Annotated in this window: 28 protein-coding genes; 11 read left to right on the top strand and 17 right to left on the bottom strand. The window is 62.4% G+C overall.

Annotated elements, in window-relative coordinates:
• Window positions 1-996: aldose epimerase family protein (locus JOZ06_RS06090; protein ID WP_293230040.1), on the bottom strand; the 996-nt coding region annotated here is incomplete at its 3' end.
• Window positions 997-1,016: 20 nt separating this feature from the next.
• Window positions 1,017-2,237 (bottom strand): DNA-binding transcriptional regulator, encoded by a 1,221-nt coding sequence (locus tag JOZ06_RS06095; protein ID WP_293230043.1) that lies wholly within the window; start codon window positions 2,235-2,237, stop codon window positions 1,017-1,019.
• Window positions 2,238-2,525: 288 nt separating this feature from the next.
• On the opposite strand from JOZ06_RS06095, the gene xylA reads away from it, so the two are divergent.
• From xylA to JOZ06_RS06120, 5 genes are all read left to right on the top strand, one after another.
• Window positions 2,526-3,842, top strand: coding sequence for a xylose isomerase (gene xylA, locus JOZ06_RS06100; protein ID WP_293230046.1), 1,317 nt, complete (start codon window positions 2,526-2,528; stop codon window positions 3,840-3,842).
• A gap of 12 nt (window positions 3,843-3,854) precedes the next feature.
• On the top strand, window positions 3,855-5,357 hold the full coding sequence (xylB, locus tag JOZ06_RS06105) for a xylulokinase (RefSeq protein ID WP_293230049.1): 1,503 nt from the start codon (window positions 3,855-3,857) through the stop codon (window positions 5,355-5,357).
• A gap of 141 nt (window positions 5,358-5,498) precedes the next feature.
• On the top strand, window positions 5,499-6,512 hold the full coding sequence (xylF, locus tag JOZ06_RS06110; protein WP_293230052.1) for a D-xylose ABC transporter substrate-binding protein: 1,014 nt from the start codon (window positions 5,499-5,501) through the stop codon (window positions 6,510-6,512).
• A gap of 107 nt (window positions 6,513-6,619) precedes the next feature.
• Window positions 6,620-8,209 (top strand): D-xylose ABC transporter ATP-binding protein, encoded by a 1,590-nt coding sequence (gene xylG, locus JOZ06_RS06115; RefSeq protein WP_293230055.1) that lies wholly within the window; start codon window positions 6,620-6,622, stop codon window positions 8,207-8,209.
• Entirely contained in the window at window positions 8,206-9,348 is a 1,143-nt protein-coding gene (locus tag JOZ06_RS06120; RefSeq protein ID WP_293230057.1) for a sugar ABC transporter permease, read from the top strand. The genes xylG and JOZ06_RS06120 overlap by 4 nt, the downstream gene beginning before the upstream one ends.
• A gap of 58 nt (window positions 9,349-9,406) precedes the next feature.
• Here the strand turns inward: JOZ06_RS06120 and JOZ06_RS06125 are convergent, their stop codons facing one another.
• From JOZ06_RS06125 to JOZ06_RS06140, 4 genes are all read right to left on the bottom strand, one after another.
• Window positions 9,407-11,014, bottom strand: a complete 1,608-nt coding sequence (locus JOZ06_RS06125) for a tetratricopeptide repeat-containing response regulator (protein ID WP_293230059.1) — start codon at window positions 11,012-11,014, stop codon at window positions 9,407-9,409.
• Window positions 11,015-11,032: 18 nt separating this feature from the next.
• Window positions 11,033-11,722: a HAMP domain-containing sensor histidine kinase gene (locus JOZ06_RS06130; RefSeq protein WP_293230062.1), complete on the bottom strand. Its 690-nt coding sequence runs from the start codon at window positions 11,720-11,722 to the stop codon at window positions 11,033-11,035.
• Between the two features lie 587 nt (window positions 11,723-12,309).
• Entirely contained in the window at window positions 12,310-13,314 is a 1,005-nt protein-coding gene (locus JOZ06_RS06135; RefSeq protein ID WP_293230064.1) for an MDR family oxidoreductase, read from the bottom strand.
• Window positions 13,315-13,364: 50 nt separating this feature from the next.
• On the bottom strand, window positions 13,365-14,099 hold the full coding sequence (locus JOZ06_RS06140) for a DUF2461 domain-containing protein (protein WP_293230067.1): 735 nt from the start codon (window positions 14,097-14,099) through the stop codon (window positions 13,365-13,367).
• A gap of 199 nt (window positions 14,100-14,298) precedes the next feature.
• Here JOZ06_RS06140 and JOZ06_RS06145 point away from each other — a divergent pair, with 199 nt between their 5' ends.
• Together JOZ06_RS06145 and JOZ06_RS06150 are read left to right on the top strand one after the other, a co-directional pair.
• A complete protein-coding gene (locus tag JOZ06_RS06145; RefSeq protein WP_293230069.1) occupies window positions 14,299-15,627 on the top strand; it encodes a hypothetical protein in 1,329 nt (442 codons plus the stop codon).
• A gap of 11 nt (window positions 15,628-15,638) precedes the next feature.
• On the top strand, window positions 15,639-16,241 hold the full coding sequence (locus JOZ06_RS06150) for a c-type cytochrome (protein ID WP_293230072.1): 603 nt from the start codon (window positions 15,639-15,641) through the stop codon (window positions 16,239-16,241).
• Here the strand turns inward: JOZ06_RS06150 and JOZ06_RS06155 are convergent.
• Window positions 16,238-17,125 (bottom strand): LysR family transcriptional regulator, encoded by an 888-nt coding sequence (locus JOZ06_RS06155; RefSeq protein WP_293230075.1) that lies wholly within the window; start codon window positions 17,123-17,125, stop codon window positions 16,238-16,240. The genes JOZ06_RS06150 and JOZ06_RS06155 overlap by 4 nt on opposite strands.
• Before the next feature lie 110 nt (window positions 17,126-17,235).
• On the opposite strand from JOZ06_RS06155, the gene JOZ06_RS06160 reads away from it, so the two are divergent.
• Together JOZ06_RS06160 and JOZ06_RS06165 are read left to right on the top strand one after the other, a co-directional pair.
• A complete protein-coding gene (locus JOZ06_RS06160; protein WP_293230113.1) occupies window positions 17,236-17,430 on the top strand; it encodes a 4-oxalocrotonate tautomerase in 195 nt (64 codons plus the stop codon).
• Between the two features lie 94 nt (window positions 17,431-17,524).
• Window positions 17,525-17,938 (top strand): GNAT family N-acetyltransferase, encoded by a 414-nt coding sequence (locus JOZ06_RS06165; RefSeq protein WP_293230077.1) that lies wholly within the window; start codon window positions 17,525-17,527, stop codon window positions 17,936-17,938.
• An 87-nt stretch (window positions 17,939-18,025) separates the two neighbouring features.
• Here JOZ06_RS06165 and JOZ06_RS06170 read toward each other — a convergent pair whose 3' ends face one another.
• The 10 genes from JOZ06_RS06170 to JOZ06_RS06215 form a co-directional block, all read right to left on the bottom strand.
• Window positions 18,026-18,178 (bottom strand): type II toxin-antitoxin system RelE/ParE family toxin, encoded by a 153-nt coding sequence (locus JOZ06_RS06170; protein ID WP_293230080.1) that lies wholly within the window; start codon window positions 18,176-18,178, stop codon window positions 18,026-18,028.
• Window positions 18,178-18,372, bottom strand: a complete 195-nt coding sequence (locus JOZ06_RS06175; protein ID WP_293230082.1) for a hypothetical protein — start codon at window positions 18,370-18,372, stop codon at window positions 18,178-18,180. The genes JOZ06_RS06170 and JOZ06_RS06175 overlap by 1 nt, the downstream gene beginning before the upstream one ends.
• Window positions 18,373-18,497: 125 nt before the next feature.
• A complete protein-coding gene (locus JOZ06_RS06180; protein WP_293230085.1) occupies window positions 18,498-18,992 on the bottom strand; it encodes a PaaI family thioesterase in 495 nt (164 codons plus the stop codon).
• Window positions 18,993-19,027: 35 nt separating this feature from the next.
• Window positions 19,028-19,696, bottom strand: coding sequence for an RES family NAD+ phosphorylase (locus JOZ06_RS06185; protein WP_293230088.1), 669 nt, complete (start codon window positions 19,694-19,696; stop codon window positions 19,028-19,030).
• Window positions 19,689-20,426, bottom strand: a complete 738-nt coding sequence (locus JOZ06_RS06190; protein WP_293230091.1) for a hypothetical protein — start codon at window positions 20,424-20,426, stop codon at window positions 19,689-19,691. Before JOZ06_RS06190 ends, JOZ06_RS06185 begins: the two co-directional genes overlap by 8 nt.
• Before the next feature lie 129 nt (window positions 20,427-20,555).
• On the bottom strand, window positions 20,556-20,813 hold the full coding sequence (locus tag JOZ06_RS06195) for a YjhX family toxin (RefSeq protein ID WP_293230094.1): 258 nt from the start codon (window positions 20,811-20,813) through the stop codon (window positions 20,556-20,558).
• A gap of 221 nt (window positions 20,814-21,034) precedes the next feature.
• Window positions 21,035-21,184 (bottom strand): hypothetical protein, encoded by a 150-nt coding sequence (locus tag JOZ06_RS06200; protein ID WP_293230097.1) that lies wholly within the window; start codon window positions 21,182-21,184, stop codon window positions 21,035-21,037.
• Window positions 21,181-21,966, bottom strand: a complete 786-nt coding sequence (locus tag JOZ06_RS06205) for an anti-sigma factor (protein ID WP_293230100.1) — start codon at window positions 21,964-21,966, stop codon at window positions 21,181-21,183. Before JOZ06_RS06205 ends, JOZ06_RS06200 begins: the two co-directional genes overlap by 4 nt.
• Complete coding sequence (locus JOZ06_RS06210) at window positions 21,963-22,475, bottom strand: sigma-70 family RNA polymerase sigma factor (protein ID WP_293230103.1); 513 nt, start codon at window positions 22,473-22,475, stop codon at window positions 21,963-21,965. Before JOZ06_RS06210 ends, JOZ06_RS06205 begins: the two co-directional genes overlap by 4 nt.
• Window positions 22,476-22,500: 25 nt before the next feature.
• The gene (locus JOZ06_RS06215) at window positions 22,501-22,860 is read right to left on the bottom strand and encodes a hypothetical protein (RefSeq protein ID WP_293230106.1); all 360 of its coding nucleotides are present in this window, start codon (window positions 22,858-22,860) and stop codon (window positions 22,501-22,503) included.
• A 361-nt stretch (window positions 22,861-23,221) separates the two neighbouring features.
• On the opposite strand from JOZ06_RS06215, the gene JOZ06_RS06220 reads away from it, so the two are divergent.
• Window positions 23,222-24,166 (top strand): chemotaxis protein, encoded by a 945-nt coding sequence (locus JOZ06_RS06220; RefSeq protein ID WP_293230109.1) that lies wholly within the window; start codon window positions 23,222-23,224, stop codon window positions 24,164-24,166.
• Window positions 24,167-24,178: 12 nt separating this feature from the next.
• Window positions 24,179-24,967: a transporter substrate-binding domain-containing protein gene (locus JOZ06_RS06225; RefSeq protein WP_293230111.1), complete on the top strand. Its 789-nt coding sequence runs from the start codon at window positions 24,179-24,181 to the stop codon at window positions 24,965-24,967.

Consider the following 24,967-nt stretch of genomic DNA (forward strand, 5'->3'; position numbering starts at 1 on the left):
GATCACCGCCTCTTTGTCCGGACCGTTGATCTGGTTCGGAAACGCCTGCGCCTCAAGACAAAACCCGTCGTGCTTGCGATAGGGGTCGGGCTTCCGCCCCTGGACGCCATCGAGAAAATTGCCGCTGTAGAATTGCAGCCCCGGCGCCGTCGTCGCCACCGTCAGCTGCCGTCCGGAGCCGGGGTCGAACACCGTGGCCACCTCGCGCGGTTCGGCTTCGTTCAGTAGCGGCGGCAGGCAATAGCAATGATCGAAGCCATGCCCCAGCTTCAGCTGCGGATCGGGCCAAGCCAGCCGCGGCCCGATCGGCGCCGGCTGCCGAAAATCGAAGGCGCTGCCCGATACCTCGGCGCGCCCGGTCGGGATCGCGGACGCATCGATCGTCAAATAGCTGTCGGCCTCGATGGACAGAATATGGTCATAGATATCCGCCGTTCCGCCATTGAGATTGAAATACGGGTGCGACGTGAGATTGATCGGCGTCGGCGCATCGGAGGTCGCGCTAAAGTCGATGGTCAACGCATCCTGATCGTCGAGGCAATAGCGCACGGCCACCCTCACCGTGCCGGGAAAGCCGCCATCCCCCTCATGCGAGACGTATTTCATCAGCAAGCCATCGCCATCCCGTTCCGCGTCCCACAGCGCGAGATGAAAACCCGCGTCGCCGCCATGCAGATGGTTGCGCCCCTCGTTGCTGTCGACGCGATATTCGACGCCATCGAGCGAAAAGCGCGCGGCCTCGATACGGTTGGCCCAGCGCCCGATCAAACCGCCGAAATACACCGGATTGGTTTCGTACCCCGTCACATCGGGGTAACCCAGCAGAATGTCCTGCACGCGCCCGTAGCGGTCGCGCGCAAACCACGAAATCAGGTTCGCGCCAAGATCGCTGATCACGACGCGGCTGTCGTGAGCGTTGCTTAACGTGTAATAGCTGTAGTTTCTGCCTGCCGGCGCCTGTCGGATGGTCTCATGCCGGGAAAGCGTGGAATGCATAGGATCGTTCGAGATCATGTTTATTGCCCTGTCTCGTTGAGGGGGTGCGCCGGCTCGTCCGAAGAGAGGGCGAGTTGTTCCTGATAACCGCGCGGCGTACAGCCGAGTTCGCGCTTGAATACCGCATGCATGTACTGCATCGACGAAAACCCGCAGCGGATCGCAATTTCGGCGATGCTCAGGTTTTCGTCGCGCAACAGCTGCTGCGCCGCCGCCAGTTTGAAATGCAAAATTTCGTCGTGCACGCTGTGCCCGCGGCTGCGGCGGAAATACATTTCGAGCGACGAGCGCGACACGCCGACATAATCGGCGACCTGCTCGGTGCGAATGCCGTGACAGGCGTGCAAACGGATGAAATGCCGCGCCTTCATCACATAGGGGTGATTGGCCGGCTCATGGCGGCTTGAGGCCATGACGTTGATGCCGGCCGGCGGGATGACGATGCGGGTCGGGTCGAGCTGCACGCCATGCAGCATGCGATGCATCAGGTGCGCCGCGGTCATGCCCATTTCATGGGTGCCTTGCGCGACCGAGCTCAAGGGGATGCGCGTCAGGGTGCGGGCCAGCGGATCGTTGTCGATGCCGATCAGCGCGACCTGCTCCGGCACGGCGATGTCGGCGCTCAGGCAGGCCTGCAGCAGCTGCAGCGCGCGCGCGTCGGTCACCGCGACGATGCCGATCGGCTTGGGCAGGCTTTGCAGCCACTCCATCTGTTGCCTAACGGTCGTCTCCCACGACGGCGCATAGGTTTTTTCGCCACGATAGATATGGCACTCCAGTCCCTCTTGCCGCATGCGGAACTCGAACGCCTTCTCGCGCTCCTGCGCCCAGCGGTTGGTGGGCGCCGCCGGCAAGCTGAAACAAGCGAAGCGTTGCAAGCCGGACTCGATCAGATGGTCGAGCGCCAGTTTCACCAGCTTGAAATTGTCGGTCGCCACATAGGGCACCTTATCCGGGTAGTCGCTCTCATCGGCATACGATCCGCCGACGGCGACGACCGGCAGTTGGCTGCGCGCCAGCGCCGCGCTGACCTCGGGGTCGTCAAAGTCGGCGATGATGCCATGGCCCTGCCAACGTTCGATACCGTTGAGCCGGCAACGGTAATCCTCCTCCAGAAACAGATCCCAACCGGTGCGCGTGCTGCGCAGATAGTCGCCGATGCCGGTGATGATTTCCCTGTCGTAAATCTTGTTGGCGTTGAACAGCAACGCAACACGATACGACGACTGCGTCTCGCTCATGGGCTCCTCCTTGCGTCGAGGCCTCGTACGTTTTAGCGATTGTATGCAGCTTCGTGCCGGTTTGGATCGATTTTGCGGTTGCAACAAAGATAAACGCTATGACGATTGGCGGATTTCATAATTGTGACCGCTCGAAGCGGATTGCTAGTATGGCACCACCCCCGATACTGGAGAGCTGGCGGCCGCCAAAATGCGCGTTTCGGCACCGGGGACGAGAAGGCCTTGTCCTGCACGCGGGCGTCTGGCTCGCGTGGGAAGGCTTGAGCATGAAACCAAAGGAGCCTGGAAATGGTTTACTTCCCCAACGTCGAATCCGTCCGCTTCGAGGGTGCCGCTACGACCTCGCCTCTGGCTTTTCGACATTACGACGCCGACAAACGCGTGCTCGGCAAATCCATGAAGGAACATCTGCGCTTTGCCGCCTGCTATTGGCACACGTTCGTCTGGGAAGGCAGCGACATGTTCGGCCCGGGCACGTTCCACCGCCCGTGGCGCACGCCGGGCGATGAAATGGCGCTGGCCCGCGCGAAAGCCGACGCGGCGTTCGAATTTTTCACCAAGCTCGGCATCGGCTTCTACACCTTCCACGATGCCGACGTCGCGCCCGGCGGCGCCAACGTCAACGAATACCTGAGCAATATGGCCGCGATGGTCGACGTGCTCGAACGCAAGCAAGCCGAAACCGGCATGCGTTTGCTGTGGGGTACCGCCAATCTATTCAGCCACCCGCGCTATGCCGCCGGTGCGGCAACCAACCCCGACCCCGACGTCTTCGCTTACGCCGCGGCCCAGGTGATGACCGCCATGAACGCCACCCTGCGTCTGGGCGGCGACAACTACGTGCTGTGGGGCGGACGCGAGGGCTACGACACGCTGTTGAACACCGATCTGAAGCGCGAGCGCGAGCAGTTCGGCCGCTTCATGAGCATGGTGGTCGAGCACAAGCACAAGATCGGTTTCGGCGGCACGCTGCTGATCGAGCCCAAACCGCAAGAACCCAGCAAGCATCAGTACGACTACGACACCGCCACGGTTTACGGCTTCCTCAAGCAATTCGGGCTGGAAAAAGAGATCAAGCTCAATATCGAGGCCAACCACGCCACCCTGGCCGGCCACAGCTTCCAACACGAAATCGCCACCGCGGCCTCGCTGGGCATCCTCGGCAGCGTCGACGCCAACCGCGGCGACATGCAAAACGGCTGGGATACCGACCAGTTCCCGAACAGCGTGGAAGAAATGACCGTCGTGCTGTACGAGATTCTGAAAGCGGGCGGGCTCGGCAACGGCGGCTTCAACTTCGACGCCAAGGTGCGCCGCCAAAGCATCGACGGCATCGACCTGTTCCACGGCCATGTCGGCGCGATGGACGTCCTGGCGCTGGCGCTCGAACGCGCGGCGGGGCTGATCGAAAACGACGTGCTGGCACAATTCAAGGCGCAGCGTTACGCCGGCTGGGACGGCGATTTCGGCCGCGACATTTTGGCCGGCAAACTCCAGCTCAGCGATTTGGCGGAAACGGCCAAACGGCGCAACCTGGACCCGCAGCCGGTCAGCGGCCGCCAGGAAATGCTGGAAAATCTTGTCACCCGGGCCATTTACGGTTAATCGGGAGCCGCCATGTTCATGGGAATCGACCTCGGCACATCCGGGGTGAAAGCGATCCTGCTGGATCGTGGCGATCATGTGATCGCCAGCGCCAGCGCCGCCTTGTCGCTACTGCCGCAGCCTGCCGGCTGCGGCCTGTGGCGCGAGCAGGCGCCGGCCGACTGGTGGCGCGCGACCGAGGAAGCGGTCGTCGCGCTGCTGGCATCGGCGCGGGCCGGGGGGGCTGATCCATCGGCCATCGAGGCGATCGGGCTGACCGGGCAGATGCATGGCGCCACGGTGCTCGACGCCGACGGCGAGGTGCTGCGGCCGGCCATCCTCTGGAACGACGGCCGCTCATTCGCCGAGTGCGCCGAACTCGAGCAACGCGTGCCGCAGTCGCGCGCCATCACCGGCAACATCATGATGCCGGGGTTTACCGCGCCCAAACTGCTGTGGCTGGCGCGCCACGAACCGAAGGTGTTCGAGCGCATCGCCAAGGTCTTGCTGCCCAAGGACTGGCTGCGCTTCCGCCTGACCGGCGTCTACGCCAGCGACATGTCCGATGCCGCCGGCACGATGTGGCTCGATGTCGCGCGGCGCGATTGGAGCGACGCGTTGCTCGCGGCCACCGGCCTGACGCGATCGCACATGCCGTCGCTCCATGAAGGGCCGCAGATCACGGGATCGCTCGACCCGGCGATCGCGCGGCGCTGGGGGCTTGCGCCTGTGCCGGTGGTCGCCGGCGCCGGCGACAACGCGGCGGGGGCCATCGGCGTCGGCATCGTCCGCCCCGGACAAGCCATGCTGTCGCTCGGCACATCGGGAGTTTACTTTGCCGCCAGCGACGGCTTTCTCGCCAACCCCGAGCGCGCCGTGCACAGCTTCTGCCATGCCTTGCCCAGCACCTGGCATCTGATGTCGGTCATGCTGTCGGCGGCGGCCTGCCTGGACTTTACCGCCCGCCTGACCGGCTACGCCGACGTGCCCGCGCTGCTGGCCGACGCCGAGCGCCATGAAGACGGCTTGCCCAACCGCGCCGCGCCGCTGTTTCTACCGTATCTGAGTGGGGAACGCACGCCGCACAACGATCCGAACGCACAAGGTGTCTTCTTTGGTTTGAACGCCGCCACGGTACGCGCCGACCTTGCGCGCGCCACGCTGGAAGGGGTCGGCTTCGGTCTGTGCGACGGCATCGAGGCGGTGGCCGCAACCGGGCTCGTGGCCGCCGACATCACGCTCATCGGCGGCGGATCGCGTAGCGCGTATTGGGCGCAGATGCTGGCGGACATTACCGGATGCGCGCTGACCCGGCGCGAGGGCGGCGATGTTGGACCGGCGCTCGGCGCGGCGCGCCTGGCGCGTCTCGGCATGGCCATGCATACCGGCGAGCCCGCCCCGCTTGCCGAGATATGCCCGGTGCCGCGGCGCATCGATACGTTCGAACCCGATGCTGGCCGGCATCGGCTGTATGCCGAACGGCGCGAGACGTTCCAGCGCCTGTATCGGCAATTGCAACCGTTGTTCGCGGTTTGAACTGATGGCGAAGCCGGTGGGGAGACCGGCTCAACGCCTGTTGCTGTAGGGAGCTGTCGTTGAAATGTGGCGAGGGCGCGGAAGAACAAGCCAACCGCGCGGCGCGTCACGCAAACCATACCAACACAGGAGCAACATCAAATGCAAAAGTTTGCCAAACAAGCCGTATTAGCCGTGGTTTCCGTCGCGGTCATGTCATTGTGGAGCGTGTCGGCCAGAGCCGACGCAACCCATCCCAAGATCGGTTTTTCCATCGACGATCTGCGCGTGGAACGCTGGGCGCGCGACCGCGATTTCTTCGTGGCGGCCGCCGGAAAGCTCGGCGCCACGGTTTATGTGCAATCCGCCGACGCCAGTGAGCAACGGCAGATTTCCCAGATCGAAAACCTGATTTCCCGCGGCGTCGACGCCATCGTGATCGTGCCGTTCAACTCGACGGTACTGACCAATACCATTAAGGAAGCCAAAAAGGCCGGCATCAAGGTGATCTCCTACGATCGCCTGATCCTGAACGCCGATATCGACAGTTACATCTCGTTCGATAACGAGAAGGTCGGCGAAATGCAAGCCGGCGAAATCGTCAAACTCAAGCCGCAAGGCCGCTATTACCTGCTCGGCGGCTCTCCGACCGACAATAACGCCAAGATGCTGCGCGAAGGCCAGATGAAGGTGCTCAAGCCCTACGTCGACAAAGGCGCGATCAAGATCGTCGGCCAGCAATGGGTGCGCGATTGGAACCCGACCGAGGCGCTGTCCATCATTGAAAACGCCCTGACGGCCAACAACAACAATATCGACGCGATCGTCGCCTCCAACGACGGCACCGCCGGCGGCGCGATCCAGGCGCTGGCCGCGCAACAGCTGTCGGGCAAGGTGCCGGTATCCGGGCAGGATGCCGACCTCGCCGCCGTCAAGCGCGTGATTGCCGGCACGCAGGCGATGACCGTTTACAAGCCGCTGAAGCTCATCGCCACGGAAGCCGCCAAATTGGCCGTCGACTTGGTCCGCAACGTCAAACCCAAGTACAACGCGGTCTATGACAATGGCGCCAAGAAGGTCAATACCGTACTGTTGACCCCCACGGTGCTGACGAAGAGCAACGTCAATATTCTGGTGAAGGACGGCTTCTATACCCAGGCTCAACTCGGCCAATAATCGTTCTCTCGGATCGAGTGCGGCTTGCGCGCACGGCCGGCCTATCGAGCCGGCCGGCCGCGGCGCGCCAATGCGCACTCGCCATAAGCCACTGAGTGAGAGTCGATATGTCCGACTATTTGATGGAAATGAAGGGAATCGTCAAATCGTTTGACGGCGTGCGCGCCCTCAACGGTATCGATATCCGAATCCGAGCCGGCGAATGCCTAGGCCTGTGCGGCGAAAACGGCGCCGGCAAGTCCACCCTGATGAAGGTGCTATCGGCCGTCTATCCGTATGGCACCTGGGAAGGCGAGATCCTGTGGGAGCGGCAGCCGCTCAAGGCGCACGCCATCCGCGAGACCGAAGCCGCCGGCATCATCATCATTCATCAGGAACTGATGCTGGTGCCGGAGCTGTCGGTGGCGGAAAACATCTTTCTCGGGCACGAGATCAAGCGCTTCGGCGGCCGTCTCGACTACCCCGCCATGTACAAGCGCGCCAGCGAGCTGATGACCGAGCTGGGCATGCCCGAGATCAATGTGGCGATGCCCGTCATGAACCTCGGCGGCGGCCATCAGCAACTGGTGGAAATCGCCAAGGCGCTCAATAAGCAAGCCAAGCTGCTGATTCTCGACGAGCCCTCCTCGTCGCTGACCGCGTCCGAAATCAGCGTGCTGCTCGACATCATCCGCGGGCTGAAGAAGAAAGGCGTGGCCTGCGTCTACATTTCGCACAAGCTGGAGGAAGTCGTCGCTATCTGCGACACCGTCGCGGTCATCCGCGACGGGCAGCATATCGCCACGACGCCGATGAGCGAACTTAACGTCGACCGCATCATCGCGCAGATGGTCGGACGCGAGCTGACCGCGCTCTATCCGAAACAGCAGCACCCGATCGGCGAAACCGTCTTCGAGGCTCGTCATGTCACCTGTCTCGACCTCGACAATCCCCAGCGCAAGCGCGTGGACGATGTGTCGTTCGAGCTGCGGCAAGGCGAGATTCTCGGCATCGCCGGCCTGGTCGGCGCCGGGCGCACGGAACTCGTGTCCGCGCTCTTTGGCGCCTACCCCGGTCATTACCAGGCCGAGGTGCGCATGGGCGGCAAGCGCATCGATGCGTCGAGCCCCGTCGCGGCGATACGCCATGGCCTGTGCATGGTGCCCGAGGATAGAAAGCGGCACGGCATCGTGCCCGACCTCAGCGTCGGCCAGAACATCACGCTCGCGGTGCTCAAGGCTTACACGCGCCACACGCGCATCGATGCCGAGGCCGAGCTGGAAACCATCCGCGACGAGATCGGACGGTTGAAGCTGAAAACCGCGAATCCCTTCCTGCCGATCACCAGCCTGTCGGGCGGCAACCAGCAAAAAGCCGTGCTTTCGAAGATGCTGCTCACGCGGCCGAAAATCCTCATTCTCGACGAGCCGACCCGAGGCGTCGACGTGGGCGCCAAAGCAGAGATCTACCGCCTGATTGTCGAGCTGGCCACGCAGGGCATTTCCATCATCATGGTGTCGTCCGAAATGGCCGAAGTGCTCAGTGTCTCGGACCGAGTGCTGGTCATGGGCGAAGGAGTGCTGCGCGGCAATTTCATCAACGACAATCTGAGCCAGGAAACCGTACTGGCGGCTGCGATCGATCCGGCCGCGCGCGTTGGCGGCGACATCGCGTCGGCAACGCCCCCCAGTGAGCGCGTGAACATGGAGTCCGTATGAAAGAACTCAATATCAAACAGCTGTTCGGCCAATATAAAGTGTTGGCGTTGTTGATCGCGATCGCCATCATCTGGTCGTTCTTTTCGTGGCAGACGCAAGGGGATTTCATTTCCGCGCGCAACATCTCGAACTTGCTGCGGCAAATGTCGGTCACCGGCATTCTGGCCTGCGGGATGGTGCTGGTGATCATTTCCGGCGAGATCGACTTGTCGGTGGGGTCGCTGCTCGGCTTGCTCGGCGGCGTGGCCGCGGTGCTCGATGTCTTGCACGGCATCAGCCTGCCGCTGACACTGATTTGTGTGCTGGCGCTGGGTCTGCTGATCGGGCTGTGCAACGGCTACATGACCGCCTATCTCGGCATTCCCTCTTTTATCGTCGGCCTCGGCGGCATGCTGGCGTTTCGCGGCATTCTGCTTGGCGTGACCGGCGGGCTGACCATCGCGCCGGTTTCCGACAACCTCGTGGCGATCGGACAGGGCTATCTGCCGGCCTGGCTCGGCAGCGCGCTCGGATTCGCCTTGTTGGCGCTGGCGCTCGTGCTCACCTGGCGTCAGCGCGGCAACCGCAAACGCCACAACTTGCCGGCCGCGCCACTGTGGCGCGATGTCGTCCGGCTCGCGGTCATCGGCGCGATCCTGCTTTTATTCGTGCGCACGCTCGACAGCTACGACGGCATCCCGGTGCCGGTGCTGCTGTTGCTGGCGCTACTGGGTATTTTTTCCTACGTCACGTCACAGACCGTATTCGGCCGCCGCATCTACGCCGTGGGCAGCAATATGGAGGCCACGCGGCTCTCCGGCGTCAACGTGAAAGCGGTGAAATTGTGGATTTTCGGCATCATGGGTCTGATGTGCGCGCTGGCGGGTCTCGTCAATACCGCCCGCCTGGCGGCGGGATCGCCGTCGGCCGGCACGTCGGGTGAGCTGGATGCCATCGCCGCCTGTTTTATCGGCGGCACCTCGATGCGAGGCGGCTCAGGCACCGTCTACGGCGCGCTGATCGGCGCGCTGGTGATGGCGAGCCTCGACAACGGCATGTCGATGCTGGACGTCGATACGTTCTGGCAAATGATCGTCAAGGGCAGCATTCTGGTCCTCGCGGTCTGGATCGACGTCAGCACGCGCACGGGCCGGCGCTGAACGGCCTGTGCACCCACTGAGGTCGTGCGTTGCTTCGCGAACGCACGCTACCCAACCCTTAGTTCAACGCCCCCAGCTGCGCCAACAACTTGGCGCAGCGCTTATCTCCAGGCGCCAGCGACAAGGCGGTCATCAACACCTCGACCGCCTCGCGCCGCAGCTGCGGGTCGTCGCGCTGTTCCAGCGACAACATCATCACGTGGCCACAGTTCACCAGCACGCGCACGTTGGCCGGCATCGCCGCCACCGCGCGGCGCATCGACGCCACCGCCTCGGGGAGCTTGCGGTCGCGCGCCAGCAGCACGCCCTCGTTCATCAGCGCCGTCGCTTCGTCGCGCGCCGCCTTCACCCACTTCATGCCCTCTTCGTGCAAGCCGGCGTCGCTGTAGGTTTTAGAGACGCGCGCGAGCAAGGCCTGGTCATCCGGGTTATTGCGCACCACGTCGGACAGCAGCGCCACCGCCGCTTCCTTGCGGCCGGTCTGGAAGAACAGCGCAGCGGTCTCCATACTGGCCTTGGTGTCGTGATGCAAGGCGGCCTTTTTCATCATCTCGCTCACCGCCACCGCCGACTGCTCCGCCTGCTCGGCCATGCCGTTTTGCTGATAGATCAGCCCCTCCACCGCCTTGGCGCGGATGTGCACGGCCGCGTCCTCGAACACCTGCGGCAGCGTGCCGAGCAGGCGCGCGGCCTCCTCGGTCTGGTGGCGTCCGCCGATGATGTGCGCCAAGCCGATATAGCTGTCGGGCGTTTTCAGCACCGAGTGCTGTCCCACTGTCATGCTCTTGCGGAAAGACGCCTCGGCGGTTTCGGTGTCGCCGCAGCGCAGCGCCAGCTCGCCCATGTTCTTCTGCCGCACCGGCGAGTTGGGTGACAGCCGGGCGGCGCTTTCCAGCGTTTTGCGAGCCTGTTCGAACTGGCCTAGCTTCTCTTGCGCCACGGCCAGCAGATCGTAGGCGCGGACATGGGCCGGCAGCTCGTCGATCACTTGTTTGAGCAGCTGGCAGCTGCCGTGATAATCGCCTTCGTACTGCATGACTTCCGCCAGGGCGACCCGCGCCCAGGCCAGATCGCGGCCCTTCAGCACCTCTTCGAGCAAGGCGCGCGCCGGCTCGAAATCGCCGATCGACACCAGCATCTGCGCTTTCCAGCGCAATAGTTCGCTGGCGTATTGTTTTTCCTGTTTGATCTTTTCATCGCATTTCGCCAGCGCGCCGCGCACATCCTTGCGCCGCAGCTTGACGTCGATGTCGGCAAAAACGCTCTTGCGGGCCAAGACCCGCCCCAAGCGCTGATGCAACAGCCCGGCATTGACCGGCTTGATCAGATAGCCGTCGGGTTGATACTCGACCGCGCCGTGCACCGAATCGGGCGTCTGCTCAGCGGTAATCATCATCCATGCGCAGGTCGGGCTGATCCAGTTGCGGAACTTGGCTTCCTCCAGCAATTGCTGGCCGTTCTTGCCGGGTCCGAGGTTGAAGTCGCACAGCACGATGTCGTACTGGCGGGTGGACAGTTGCGACACCGCCTCGCGGCCATTGGCAGCCATGTCGATCGACCGCGCGCCGTAGCTCTTCAGCATATCGGCCAGCATGGTGCGCATGGCGCCGAAATCGTCGATGACCAGGGAACGGAAGGAGGAAAAATCTTGAATCGTGTCGGCCATCGCCGTGAGCCCTTATGTTCAGGGGATTTTTACAATGAACACGCCACCGCCGAGGTGACCGCCGTTTTCCAGTTGCAGGCAACCGCTACGGCCCTTGTTTTTATGCAGTGCCAACACCGTGGTGGCGAAAAACAGGCCAAGCCCGGTGCTGCCGCGGGTAAAGTCCACGCCAGACGGCCCCGCCTCTCCCGTCAGCATGAACGGCGGATAGCCGCCGCCGTCGTCCTCGACGCGGATCTCCAGCATGCCGTCGACGACGTCGACGCTGACCAGGATGCGGCCTTGGGTGTAATTGCTGGCGTTGTTCACCGCGTGGTTGATCACGCCCAGCACCAGATCCTCGTCGAAGTGCCACTCCAGCGACGCGTCCGCCAGCCGGCACGACAGCTCGATGCCGCGCGCCACCAGCAAGCGGTCGTTTTGCGCCTGCAAATCGTCCAGAAACTCGGCGAGCTGCACGCTCTGGGATTGGAATGGGTAGCGCTGCAGATCGAGCTTATACAGCGTCAGCAGGTGCATCAGATCGCTATTGAGCCGCCGCGTCTCGTACAGCATGGCCGTGAGGTCATGATAGTCGGAGAAATCGCTTTCGGAATGGCGCGCCAACACCTTTTCCAGCAAGCCGCTCAGCATGCCTAGCGAGTTTTTCATGTCGTGCACGGACGAGGCAAAGAAGGCCGACACTTTAGGTTGATCGTCGATAGGCATTTTCACACTTTGTGTTAAGCGAACATGACAAATTATAGCTGTGACTTATTATTATCTCATTAATAGTCCCAATATCCGCACAAAAATACCCTTGGCATAGCAAATAATAGAATCAATGACCTTGGCGTTAAAGAAAATTGTCCACCCTCTCCCTCACACCCATCTGGCGTGCCCGCCAGAAACGCGAAGAGCCGGACAGTGGATACTGTCCGGCTCCCTCTGGATAGCGACGATCGCTTAGAGCTCGTCGTCGATCAGGGCATGTTCGCCTTCGCCGTGAACCTGCTCCAGAGCGCGCTGCAACTCGAGTTGCGCTTGCAGAAACGCATACAGCTCTTCTTGGTACGTCATGATGACCTCACAAAGATAATCGCTACCGGAATGCCTCTCCGATAGCGTCAAGGCGAGGATAAGCACTTGACGGACAAAGATTGTTGCGTTGCATCATGTCTTTCGCAATCGCGGAGAAAAGCGTCGCATCGGCGCAAGTCGATTGTGGCGCGCGCGCACTAGTACCACAGCGGTAGCTCCTGGTCCCGCCCGTGGCGGCGTTGGCGCAATGCCGCGCGTTGCGCGGCGATTACGCCCTACACACGGTTGACGTCCACCACCACGCGGCCGCGCACCTGGCCGGCCAGCAGTTTCGGCGCCAGCGCAATGGCCTCGCCGAGCCCGACTTCGTGGCTGATCGCGCCCAGCCGGCTCAGGTCCAGATCCATCGCCAAGCGGCGCCACGCTTCCAGCCGTTCCGCGCGCGGGCACATGACGCTGTCGATGCCGGCCAAGGTCACACCGCGCAGAATGAACGGCGCCACCGTGGCCGGGAAATCCATCCCGCCCGCCAAACCGCAGGCAGCCACCACACCGCGATAGCGGGTCGCGGCACAAATATTGGCCAACACATGGCCGCCCACCACGTCGACCGCCCCGGCCCAGCGCTCCTTGCCCAGCGGCTTGCCCGGCACGGCGAAGGGCGCGCGGTCGAGCACTTCCGCCGCGCCCAGGCCATGCAGATAGTCGGCGTCCCCTGTGCGTCCGGTCACCGCCACCACCCGGTAGCCCAGGTGGCTGAGCAAGGCGATGGCCACGCTGCCGACGCCGCCGGCCGCGCCGGTCACCACGATCTCGCCAGCGGACGGCGTCACGCCGTGGCGTTCCAACGCCATCACGCACAGCATCGCGGTATAGCCGGCGGTGCCGATCGCCATCGCCTGTTGCGGTGAAAACGCCGCCGGCAGCGGCACCAGCCAGTCGCCGTTGAGCCGCGCCTTCTGCGCCAGACCGCCCCAATGCGTCTCCCCGACACCCCAGCCGTTGAGCAGCACCCGGTCGCCGGGGCGGTAATCGGCGTGCGACGAGGTCTCGACTACCCCGGCCAAATCGACGCCCGGCACCATCGGGAATTTGCGCACCACCGGCCCCTTGCCGGTGATCGCCAAGCCGTCCTTGTAGTTCAGCGTCGAGTGGCTGACGCGCACCGTGACATCGCCCTCGGGCAATTGCGCTTCATCGATGTGTTGCAGCGACGCGCGGTAACCGGCGTCGTCCTTCTCAATCAAAATGCCTTTGAACACCACATACTCCTTATCCATGTCTGTTGGCACGTGCGTTGCCATGCGAACGCACGCTACGGTCCGATTCATCAGAGGGCGGCGCGCTTCATTGCCTCGATGTGCATCAAATAATGGTAGAGCGGCGCAAGCTGCATGAATCCCTGCGTCAGCGTGGTCACCAGTTCGCCGCTGAACGCCGTGCCCATATCGGTACGGTTGGCGATGGCGGCGAACGACTTGCAGTTGTACCAGCGCGCCAAAGCCTCGGGCTGATCCTTGATCAACGGCCGTTTATAGCGCTCGCCCTCGACGTCGAAGGTCGTGCCGAGGCAGGAAGCCACCTTGAGAAAACGCTCGGGATTGTCCCGCATCGTCTGGCGAAACAGCGTCATTGTGTCGCGGCTGGCGCTGTAGTACCCCAGGCCAAAACGCCAGCCGTCCGGATACAGCTCGAAAAAATACGTCGGCGCGTCGGTCCAGTCCTTGCGGTAGCGCTTGAAGGTCAGCCACATATTGCTGCGGTAGCGCGACTTGTCATGGGAAAAACGCGTGTCGCGATGAATGCGCGACAGCGTCTTGCCGATCGCCGGACGGATTTCGAAAAGATCGTCGATCGCCAGCATGGCGATGCCGAGTTCATCCACCAAGGCCCGAAACGGTTCGAGCAGCGTCGTTTCATACTCGGCGCGATGGGCGTCGAACCACTCCTTGCTGTTCTCCTGCCGCACCTGCGACAGGAACGTCAAACTGCGCGGGACAAACCCCTGAAAACCTACCGTCATAGCGAGATCATCCAAAATCGACATCACGGCCATCGTAGACATGCCTGACGCGAGAAGCAACGCCCTGTCCTTGCGCACCGCGCCGTCATCTCGTCCTTGAGTTACGTGACACATCAATTAAGCTTGATACATATCAACAGACGCCATTCATGGTCTTGTCATAGAAGTAAACCGCCATTACGCTTCGGTTAATACTAACTTGAACTGTTCTAACCAGTATTAATAAAACTCGAGGTGCATCATGAGAATAAGAAACGGCCGGTCTGTTTTCGTGCTCCTAACCTTGTGCTTGCTGGGGTGGCTGTCATCGGCGTCGGCGCTGCCAGCATTCGCCCGCCAAACCGGCGAGGCCTGCGAAGCCTGCCATATCAGTTTCCCCGAGCTAACCCCCTTCGGTCGGCTGTTCAAACTCTCCGGCTACACACTCGGCACCACGCAGCTGTTCCCCGTCTCCGCCATGGCGATCGTCTCGGACACGCGCGCGAGCAACACCGGCGGCAACCCGGCCTTTAGCCGCAACGGCGAGCCGACCATCGAGGCCGGCAGCATCTTCGCCGCCGGACGCATCAGCGATCACCTCGGTCTGTTCTCGCAATGGACCTACAACAACATCACGCCGTCCACCAACGCAGATGGCTCGACGCGCTACACCGGCTCGTTCGCCGTCGACAATAACGACATCCGCGTGGTCGACCATATCGCCAAACAGGATCTGGATCTGATCTACGGCGTGAGCCTGAACAACAATCCGACCGTGCAGGACGTGTGGAACACGACGCCGGCCTTCGGCTATCCCTACCAGACCTCCGGCCTGGCCGGCACCTGGGGCACCAGCACGCAATACACGCCGCTGCTCAATGGCGCGTTGGCGCACCAAGTGGCGGGGCTGAGCGCCTATGCCTTCCTCAACAAGCATTGGTATCTAGAGTTGGGCAACTACCAAGCGGCGGAAGGCCTGTACGGCATACTCAGTCACGACGTCACCATCAGCAACCGGCTGGAGGGCACCAACCCCTACTGGCGCTTCGCCTGGAACAACGACTGGGGACCGCACTCGCTATCGGTCGGCACCTTCGGCATGCAAGCACACGTCAACACCGACCCGACGCAAAGCGGCTCGCCGACCAACCGCTACCTGGATCAGGGGGTGGACTTCCAGTACCAATACCTGACCGACCCACACGTCATCACCACACAGTGGTCGTTGATTCATGAACGCGTCAATTGGGACCCGGCCGCCGGCGCCAATAACACCAGCGACAACCTCGACAGTTTGCAGGGCAAGGTGTCGTACTGGTACCAGCGCAAATACGGCCTGACGCTCGGCATGTTCAAAACCAGCGGCTCAACCGACGCGGCCATCTACACCAAAGCCGCTACCAGCGGTGGCGTGCCGGACACGCGAGGCTACATCGTCGAACTGGACTACATGCTGCAGCCATGGTGGCGCCTCGGCCTGCAATACACCGGCTATAACAAGTACCTCGGCACGTCGAGCAACTACGACGGCAACGGGCGCAACGCGCGCGACAACAACATTACCTATCTGTATACCTGGCTAGCGTTCTAAAGGGGATGATCATGAAGATACGCTTCGCTCTGTGCCTGATTGCCCTCTCGGCCGCTTGGCAGACGCATGCGGCAGACACTGGGGAGGACCTGGCGCGGCAATGGTGCGCCAACTGCCATACCGTCAGCGGCAACAGCACGCAACCGATGTTTCCTCGTCTGGCCGGCCAGCAATACGATTACTTGCTGCAGCAATTGCAGGCCTTCCGCAACAAGTCCCGCCACGACCGGGCCGCGCACGACTATATGTGGGGCATGACCGCCGCGCTCGACGACGCTACCATCGAGGGCCTGGCGCGGTATTTCTCGACGCAAAAACCCGAACCCAACCCGGCGCCGGTGGATGACGCGCTAGCCAACGCTGGCAAGCAGCTGTATCAGAACGGCAACCCCGCCGCCGGCACGCCGGCCTGCGCCAGCTGCCATGGCGCCAACGCCGAGGGCACGGCCATCGCGCCGCGCCTGGCCGGGCAGCACGCCGAGTATCTGACCAAGCAACTGCACGTGTTCGGCACCAACCAGCGCCCCGCCGCCGTGGCGATGCAGGAGATCATCAAAACCTTGAAGGAAAGCGACATCCAGGCGGTGACGGCGTATCTGCAGAGCGTACGCTAGCCGAAGCGTTCTAGCAGGAAGTCGGCCATCGCCCGCAATGTCGCGCTCGGCCGGCGGTCTTGGGCGTAGACCAAGTGCATCGGCGTCGGTACATAGGCCCAACCGGGCAAAACCGGCATGAGCCGCCCGGCGGCCAGATCGCCGGCCAGCAGCACCTCCGGCTGCAGCACGATACCGATGCCGCCGAGCGCCGCCTGGCGTAGCGCCTCGCCTTGATTGGCGCTGAAGCGGCCATTGGCCCGGACCTCGACATACGCCCCGTCGGGTCCGGTCAGCCGCCAGGCATCGTGATGGCGCCAGTAGGTCAATCCTAGACAGGCGTGCCGTTCGAGCTCGTCCGGATGCGCCGGCAAGCCATGGCGCGCCACATAATCCGGGCTCGCCGCCATGATGCGCCGATAGGGCCGCAGCGGACGCGCCACCAGCGCGCCGTCGAATACCGCGCCAATCTGAATCCCCAACTCGAAGCCGCCGCCGATCAGATCCGGGCGGCCGTTATCCAGCGTCAGCTCAACCTGCACCTCCGGATAGCGCGCCAAAAAATCCGCGATGGCCGGCGTCAGCTGCGCCGTGCCGAAACTCACCGGCGCCACCATGCGCAAGCGCCCGCGCGGCTGGCTTTGCAGTTCGATCCCCGCGCGCTCCGCCAGCTCAACCTCCGCCAGCGCCTGCTTGCAGCGCTCGTAATACAGCGCCCCCACCTCGGTCAGCGTCTGCCGCCGCGTGGTTCGATGCAGCAGCCGCGCGCCCAGACGCGCCTCCGCCGCGCGGACATATTTGCCCACCATTGTGGCGGAGATGCCGCAGGCGTCGGCCGCGGCGGTGAAACTGCCGCAGTCCACCACTTTGACGAACATCGCCATGCTGGCCAGCTTATCCATCATTCAGAACCTATGGGTTTTCAATGACCGAACTATAACGCCATTTATCAACACAATGCCGCGGAATAAAGTCAACGACATGGCGACGCCATGGGGCGCGCAAACTGAGGAGAATTCACATGCCGTTACTACACCTGACCATGCATCCGGGCCGCAGCGAAGATCAAAAACGCGATTTCGTGCGCGAAGTCACCAAGGTGGCGGTGGAAACGCTGGCCTGCCCGCTCAACAGCGTGGAAATCATCATTACCGAAGTGCCCAAGAACGCCTGGGCGACCGGTGGCACCTTGAAGTCGGACCAGGGCTAGCGCCTTGATCGCCTGTTTAGGCAAATAGGTGCGCCGAGAGGTATCGTCATGTCATAATCGATACCTCTCACTCATTCACACCCTGGAGATTTGCATGGAAATCCGCCGACTGGCGCCCGCAGAATGGCCGCTTGCCTGGCCCGTCGTCGCGCAGCTGCGCACCCGTCTGGACGAGGCCGCCTTTCTCAGCCAAGTGGAGCTGCAAAGCCGGCACGGCTACGAACTGGTGGCCGCCTTCCGTGACAACCGGCCGATCGCGGTCATGGGCATGCGTCCGGTGCACACGCTGGCGCGCGGCCTGCACCTGCACATCGACGATTTGGTGGTGGACGAAACCTGCCGCCAAAGCGGCATCGGCCAAACGCTGCTCGACTACGCCGAAGCCGACGCGCGCACGCGGCGCATGAGCGCCCTATTCCTCGACGCCCGCCCGGAAGCGATTCCGTTCTACGAGAAACAACGCTTCGCCATGCACGTGGCGCCGTTGATGCGCCGCGGTCTGGACTGACTCACCACAATGGGTAGCGTGCGTTCGCGAAGCAACGCACGGCCTCCCTGCTCACGCAAAACGTGCACTGCCTCCGGCGAGTGCACGCTACGCGACTGGGTCTCCCGATGCGTCGGGCGCAACCGGTGCGGTGGTCAACGCTTGCACAGTACGCGCAGCAGTCTGCTTGTTCATGATCGCCAGGAATTCATACAAGCGCGCAAGATCGGCAAGCGATTTGGCGGTCCACTTCACGTCCATCAACGCGGCACCGGAAGAGGATTATCCGTGTCGAGGCTATCTACCCAAGCTTGAACAGCCAGATGATCGACCACATGGCCGGTGTCTACATCGGCCATAGCTGCGCGCGTCAAGCGATTCGCAATCTGATCGGCACTCTTCACCAATGCTAAAGCCGCACGGGCTGTGATGATTTCCGTTGCTAACCGGGTCATTGTGATACCCCATCAATTGAGAATCTCTAACAAAGCACATCTCGCCGTTAGGTAGCGTGCGTTCGCGAAGCAACGCACGGCCTCTCTGCTCACGCAAAACGTGCACTGCCTTCGGCGAGTGCACGCTACGAAACTTGAGCGGCGTGACGCAAAGCCGCCGCATCCACCTTCACAAACACCGAATCCGCCTCAACCGTCAACGTGTCGCCGGCCCAGATTTGGCAAATGACGCGGGTCTTGCGCCCTACTTCGCCCTCCACCCAGGCCTTCAACGTCAACTCACCCCCCATCGGCGTGGGTTTCTTGTACGAGATGTTCAAATCGCCGGTCACGCATTCGATCTTCGGCAACGAGCCGGGCTCGCGCCCCTCGGCGCGGTAGTGATGCGCCATGACCGTCCAGTTGGAATGGCAATCGACCAGCATGGCAAGAAAGCCGCCATACACCAGGCCAGGCCAGCCGATGAACTCCGGCCGCGGCGTGTATTTACTGACGACGTGTTTGCCGTCCTCGTCCCAGTAGCTTTGGATATGCAGCCCGCTGGGATGGGCGCAGCCACAGCCGAAACAGGTGCCGGCCGGCGAGGCCAGCTCTTGCAGCGAGGGGTTATGGGGTTCCATCCGTATCCTTTTTATGCGTGCGAGCAGAGCAAAGCCTAACCGATAATCGCGACCCCGAGTGTACGAGCCACCTCCATGGCTTTCAGTCGGCCGTTGGCGGCAAGCGGCGTCGCAAGGCGCTGACGCAACGCGTCTGGCGCAACGCGATCACCAAACAACAAGTAGCACTCGCTGCGGTCGTGCTGTCGAGAAATCCATGCCAAACCATGCAAATCCGGATAGGCATGATGAATCGCCCGCGCCCATAACGCCGAAGACCGGTAATGCGCGGGCCCGGTATCCAGTAGGTTTTGCCGCAGGATGCCCATGCGGGATAACACGCTACCGGACAAATCCGCCAGGACCAACGCCCTGGTAACGGTCATTTCGGCATGCGCGTAGCGATCGATCAACGTTGTCGTGACACGTTTAATCCCCGTGCCGGCCTCCTGACCACGGAACAGCGTTTCGCAAAAAGCGCCTTCGATGCTGTTGGCCGCATAGTAGACCGGCACCACTCGTCCGGACGCGTCCTCGAAGGGGTGAAAACGTCCCAAACCTTTTCCTGGATTAAAGGAAGTTGGCGCATAGCCTGCTTTATAGACGTGGTGCATCAAGGCCCCCGGCGCGAGACGCAAGGCGCATGCCACCAGATCAAGTTGCAACAGCCTTTCGGGGGATAAGGGCTCAGGGACGACGGGCGCGATGATACCCTCGTCAGTCATCCATCACCTCGGCCTCGGCGTGCGCGGCCGCCAACACCCGCAGGCGCTGACGAGGCCATAACGCCATGGGTTCTTGCCCCGCCAGCCATGCATTGGGCGTCACAAACCAGATGGCCGCCTGCCAGCCCGGCTCGTACACAGGTGCCAATACCAGTAGCAATTCGGCCATTTCAGGGTACGGCCGCTGGTTGTCCAAATCCAACTGAAACGAGGGAAAGTAATCTCGCCCCTGCAAATGAACGACCAGCACCTTGTTTTCGCTTTTCAACCGCGAGGCCTGCGCGGCGCGGTTCTTGGCTTCGGAGCCCAGCACATCCGCTACTTTATCGGCGGAGAGCAGCACCCCGCATTTGGCGATGAAATCTTTGCGCGCTTCTGCGTTCCGTTGGGCATGCCAGGCCAATAGCGCCTCCGCCGCAGGGTCGAGCGACACGGACGTCATCAGGCCATCCACCAGGCCGTCCACGGTCGCTGGGCGCTGTGCGACAACCTCTGTCACCGCAGCGGCCACCCTCGCCACCAAATCATCCAACGGTTGCTGTGAAAAGCTGCGCTTGGCCTCGCTCACTTTTGCCGCGCTGGGTTGCACGTGGGTACGGCTTACCCAGCTTCCCGACGCTTTGCGCACCGAGACGACGGCGGACGCATGTTGCGCCGGCCGCTTTTTATCTTCTTGCTTGGCGCGGGGCTTGGGCGCGGCATTCGCATAAGTCATTGATGGTTTGGACATGGCACGCCTCCTAACATGAAATCCATGATAGCAATAAAAATCACGAATTTCACGCCAGGATGGAAACCCTCAACCAACGCGAGACAGGCAATGAACCGGCGGCAGAAAGCCGCCGGCGCGACTCAAGGATTACTGATTATCGAGCTGCCCGCGCACCGTGCGTAGGCCCGCCTTGTTGATCACATACGGCTGGCCGTTTTTGGAGCCGATCAGCCGCTTGGCCTTCAGCCTCTGAAACACGGATAGCGTGCAATCGGACAGGACGTAGCCTTCACGGGTGACGCAGTCGATGGTGGCGATATGGCCGCGCGCATCGCGCTGGTGCACGATACGGCCGCCCTTGGCGAGGACGTGGAGCGTCCTTTGCTCGGGTTTGGAGAGATTCATGTTGGTTCAGCTTCGGCAAAACACGTGACGAATGCGCGGCCGCCGACGGGCGCCGCACACCTAGGGACGCGTGATAACGGTCAGCCGTCAAACCCGGCCGGCGTTATCGAATTGCCGCACTCTCCAACATAAAACCTTCCGCAAAGGACCATAGAGAACGCGCTCAAGACGAGCGCGTTATGATGTTAACTTAACCAAAAAACAAAACCAACTCGACGTCATCAATAGCCGCCATGCCCACCGCCTCCGCCGCCGGAATTGTTCCAGCCGCTGTTATTCGGGCTCGACCCCGGCGAATAGTCTTGGCTACAGCCCGCCAACACCATGCATAGCGCCAATAGGCCGGCGCCCAGCCAACGCAAACGCTTCATGACTTTACCTCCTCTTTCCAGCTATCCGGCCGGCCGCCGAGCGCGTAGCACGCGTCCTGGGCAATCTCGCTCAATGCGCGCTCCTCGCCCGGCCCGGACAATGCATAGCCCATGCCATGGTCGGCCCAGTAGAACGTGCGACGGCCCTCTCCTTGCAAGGACTGTGGATTGACATCCCGATGATCGAACACCGTGACATACAGCGTCAGGCGCTCGCCCGAACCGCTTTGATACATGAATTGCGCCGCCGGGCCGGCATCTCCCGGCAACAGGCGCCCCCCAACCAACGTATAGCCGTACTCGGCGAACGAAGGCACCGTCAACGGTCGCCCGAGCCGGCGCGACAGCCACGAGACCAGATGCGCCTGGTCGCTGGCCGCCACCTCGACCGGGTGGCGCGCCTCCGGCGCGTACACCGCATACGCCATGTCGGCGCGACGGGCGAAGGCCGGTTCGCCCAACCCCGTCCAGTCGCTGGCGAATAGGCCGAACCCCAGCAACAGCCCCGCTGCCATGCCGCCAACGCCGATCCACGCGCGCTGCCGCCACGACGGCCGCCGTTGCAGCAACAAAGCGGGCGCGGGCGCCGGCAATGGAAACAAAGCATGCAATGCCTGGTTCTGCGCCTGGTAATGCGCGAGCCGCGCGGCGTCATCCGGATTCTCGCGCACGCGCGCCTCCGTCACGTCCCGCGCCGCCTCGGACAACTCGCCATCGAGCAGCGCGCCCAGCAAACGAGCCGATGCCTCCTGTTCGGCGGAATGATTCGCGTCTTGCTTCATGCCTTCTTCACCATCTGTAAAACCGGCGGCCGCGCCGCCGGTTCGTCCAGCCACACGCGCATCTGCTCGCGCGCCCGGGCGAGCCGCGACATGACGGTACCCACCGGCACCGCCAGCACGGCGGCGGTCTCTTGATAACTCAGCCCTTCCAGCGCCACCAGCAGCAACACCTCGCGCTGCTCGACCGGCAAGCGGTACAGCGCGCGCTGCACGTCGCGCAGCATCAGGCCGCCCGCCTCGCCCGCCGGCGCCGCCCAATCCTGCCAGACGGCGTCGTCGCAATCCGTCGCCACTTCGCGACGCGCGCGCAGCTGATCGATGAAGCGGTGGCGCAACAGCGTCAGGAGCCAGGCGCGCAGACTACCGTCGGCGCGCCAGCGCCCCTTGCTCAACGCCCGCTCCAACGTGTCTTGCACCAGGTCGTCGGCCCAAGCCGGATCCCCCGTCAGCGCGCGCGCATAGCGGCGCAGATAGGGCAGCAATGCCAGCAGGTCGGACTCAAAGCTCATCGAGCCGCCTCACCCTCCGCGCGCCTCACGGTTTGGCCGCATGCCACATGCCGCCGGCCATGCCGTCGCCCATGGCGTCACCCGCCTGTTTATCCATCGACCAGCGATACAGCGGTATGCCCTTATACGTCCATTGCATACCATCGCCCCGTTTCATCAAGCCGAAATCGCCGCTTGCCTTGTCGTAGGCATCGGCCATCGCCGGCGGCCATTTCATCGCACAGCCGTCATTGCACATACTGGTACCGGCGCTGTCGCGATCGAGGGTGTACAAGGTCATGCCCTCGTCGTCGACGATCATGCCGTTCTTGACCTGCGGCGGCTCGGCCAGGGCAGGCAAGGCCATACCGAGCGCGAGCGCCGTCAGCAACACAATCCGCTTCATCTTCGTTCTCCTTGGGTGACGCTTCTAAAGGCAACGCCAACCGAACGCCGGGCTTTTTGAGTTGCTTCTTTATAGCGAGACGCGCGGCTGCTTATGCATAAACGAATGACGCGGGGGATTTATTCCGAAGGAAACAAAAAATTTCACAAACTCGGCGCATGCGCCTCAGGCTAATGTAGCCCTGCCCACCCATTTCGCATGGCCGCGCACCCTCCCGCTCGCTAATAGCACAAGCGGCAAAAATGCCCACTGTCCTTTATGTCGATTGCGTAATTTGATCGACATTGCCTATTGCTTTAGAATCAAGTTCTTGCTTCTCCATCTCCATACGATCGGGCGTCCAGCCTGACAAGGTGAGTCTATGCAAACTTACGAGGCATCCCTGCCGTCTGTCGCGGGGTCTGGCGCGATGCGCGAGACAACGGGCGGCATGGAGATCCTGCTGTTCTCGCTCGGCACGCGTGAGGTCTTTGGCATCAACGTGTTCAAAGTGCGCGAAGTGTCGCAGACGCCGGCCATTACCCGATCCCCGAACATGCCCACCGGCGTGGTGGGCGTGCTGTCGATGCGCGGCCACATCATCCCCGTACTGAATCTGGCGCACTTCATCGACGCCGATCGCGCCGGCAAGCGCTATCCGTCGATGATCGTCACCGAGTTCAACCGCGGCTCGTATGCGTTCCTGGTGGATTCCGTCGACCGCATCATCCGCGTCGATTGGGAGAAGATCCGCTCACCCGACGGCATCGTCATGGGCGGTGCCGGCGCGGAGCAAGGCCTGATCACCGCGGTGACCGAAATGGCCGACGGCAGTCTGGTGTCGATTCTGGACGTCGAGCAGATTCTCACCAGCGTCACCGGCGACACGCACGTGCCGGATATGCCCACCGCTGGGCTGGAAGACCACCAATTCGTGTTCTTCTGCGACGACTCGGTCATCGCGCGCAAGGAAATCACCATGGTGCTGGAGAAGATGGGCGTGCGCTTCCAGCAAGCCAACAACGGCCGCGAGGGCTGGGAGCGGCTCAACATTCTGGCCAGCCGCCATTTCCCCGAAGGCGAAACCCTACACGATTCGCTCAAGGTGATTCTGGTGGACGCGGAAATGCCGGAAATGGACGGCTACAGTTTGACGCGCCGGATCAAGTCCGACGCCCGCTTCAACGGCATTCCGGTCATCATGCACTCGTCGCTGTCGTCCAGCGCCAGTAAGTCGATGGGCACCCAGGCCGGCGTCGATGCCTACGTGGCCAAGTTCGACCCGCGCATTCTGGCCGATACGCTGATGCCGTTCCTGTCGCGCTAGGCGAGAGCCATCATGCGCCGTGGCCCGCACAAGCTAGCGCTAGCCTTGTGCGGGCTGTTGTCGTCCCTGGCGCTGGCGCAAGCGCCCAAGGTCGTCATCACCTACGCCACCAATCCCAATTACCCGCCTTACGACTGGGCAATCAGTGACACGGCTTACGACGGCGCCAGCATTGAATTGCTGACGCGCGCCTGTCCGCCCGGCGTCGAGCTTCACCCCCTGGTTTTTCCATGGAAACGTGCGATGGCGCTGGCCGAGGCGGGCAAGATCGATATGTTGATCAGCCTGCGCATCACCCCGGAGCGCAGCCAGTTTCTGCAATTCACCAGCCATCGCGCCTTTCCCAATCCGATCGCGGTATTCGTGCGCAAGGATCGGGCCTTTCCTTTCCGGCAGTGGTCGGACCTGCGCGGTCATCTTGGCGGCTATAGCGCCGGCGACAGCTTCGGCGCGGGGTTCGATACCTATTGGCGCCGCAGCCTGACCATGGAAGAAGCGCCGAGCATGAGCACCAATTTCCAAAAACTATTGCTCGGCCACATCGATTACTTCGTCTCCAGCTACTATCTCGGCCTGGGTTACATCCGCAGCCACCCCGAAGCGCAAGCGATCATTGCGCTGCAGCCGATGATTTCCGAACAGGATATCTATTTCGCCTTCAGCAAACAGTCGCCGAACCAGCGCTATCTGGATGCATTCAGCCAGCGGCTGGAAGCGCTGGATAAAAAAGGCGTGCCCGACGCCTTGCTGAAGAAATACCTGCTGCGTTACGTCAGCAACCCCACGGCCAAGCTGCCATAA

The sequence above is a fragment of the Paludibacterium sp. genome (assembly GCF_019232825.1).
Taxonomy (GTDB): Bacteria; Pseudomonadota; Gammaproteobacteria; order Burkholderiales; family Chromobacteriaceae; genus Paludibacterium.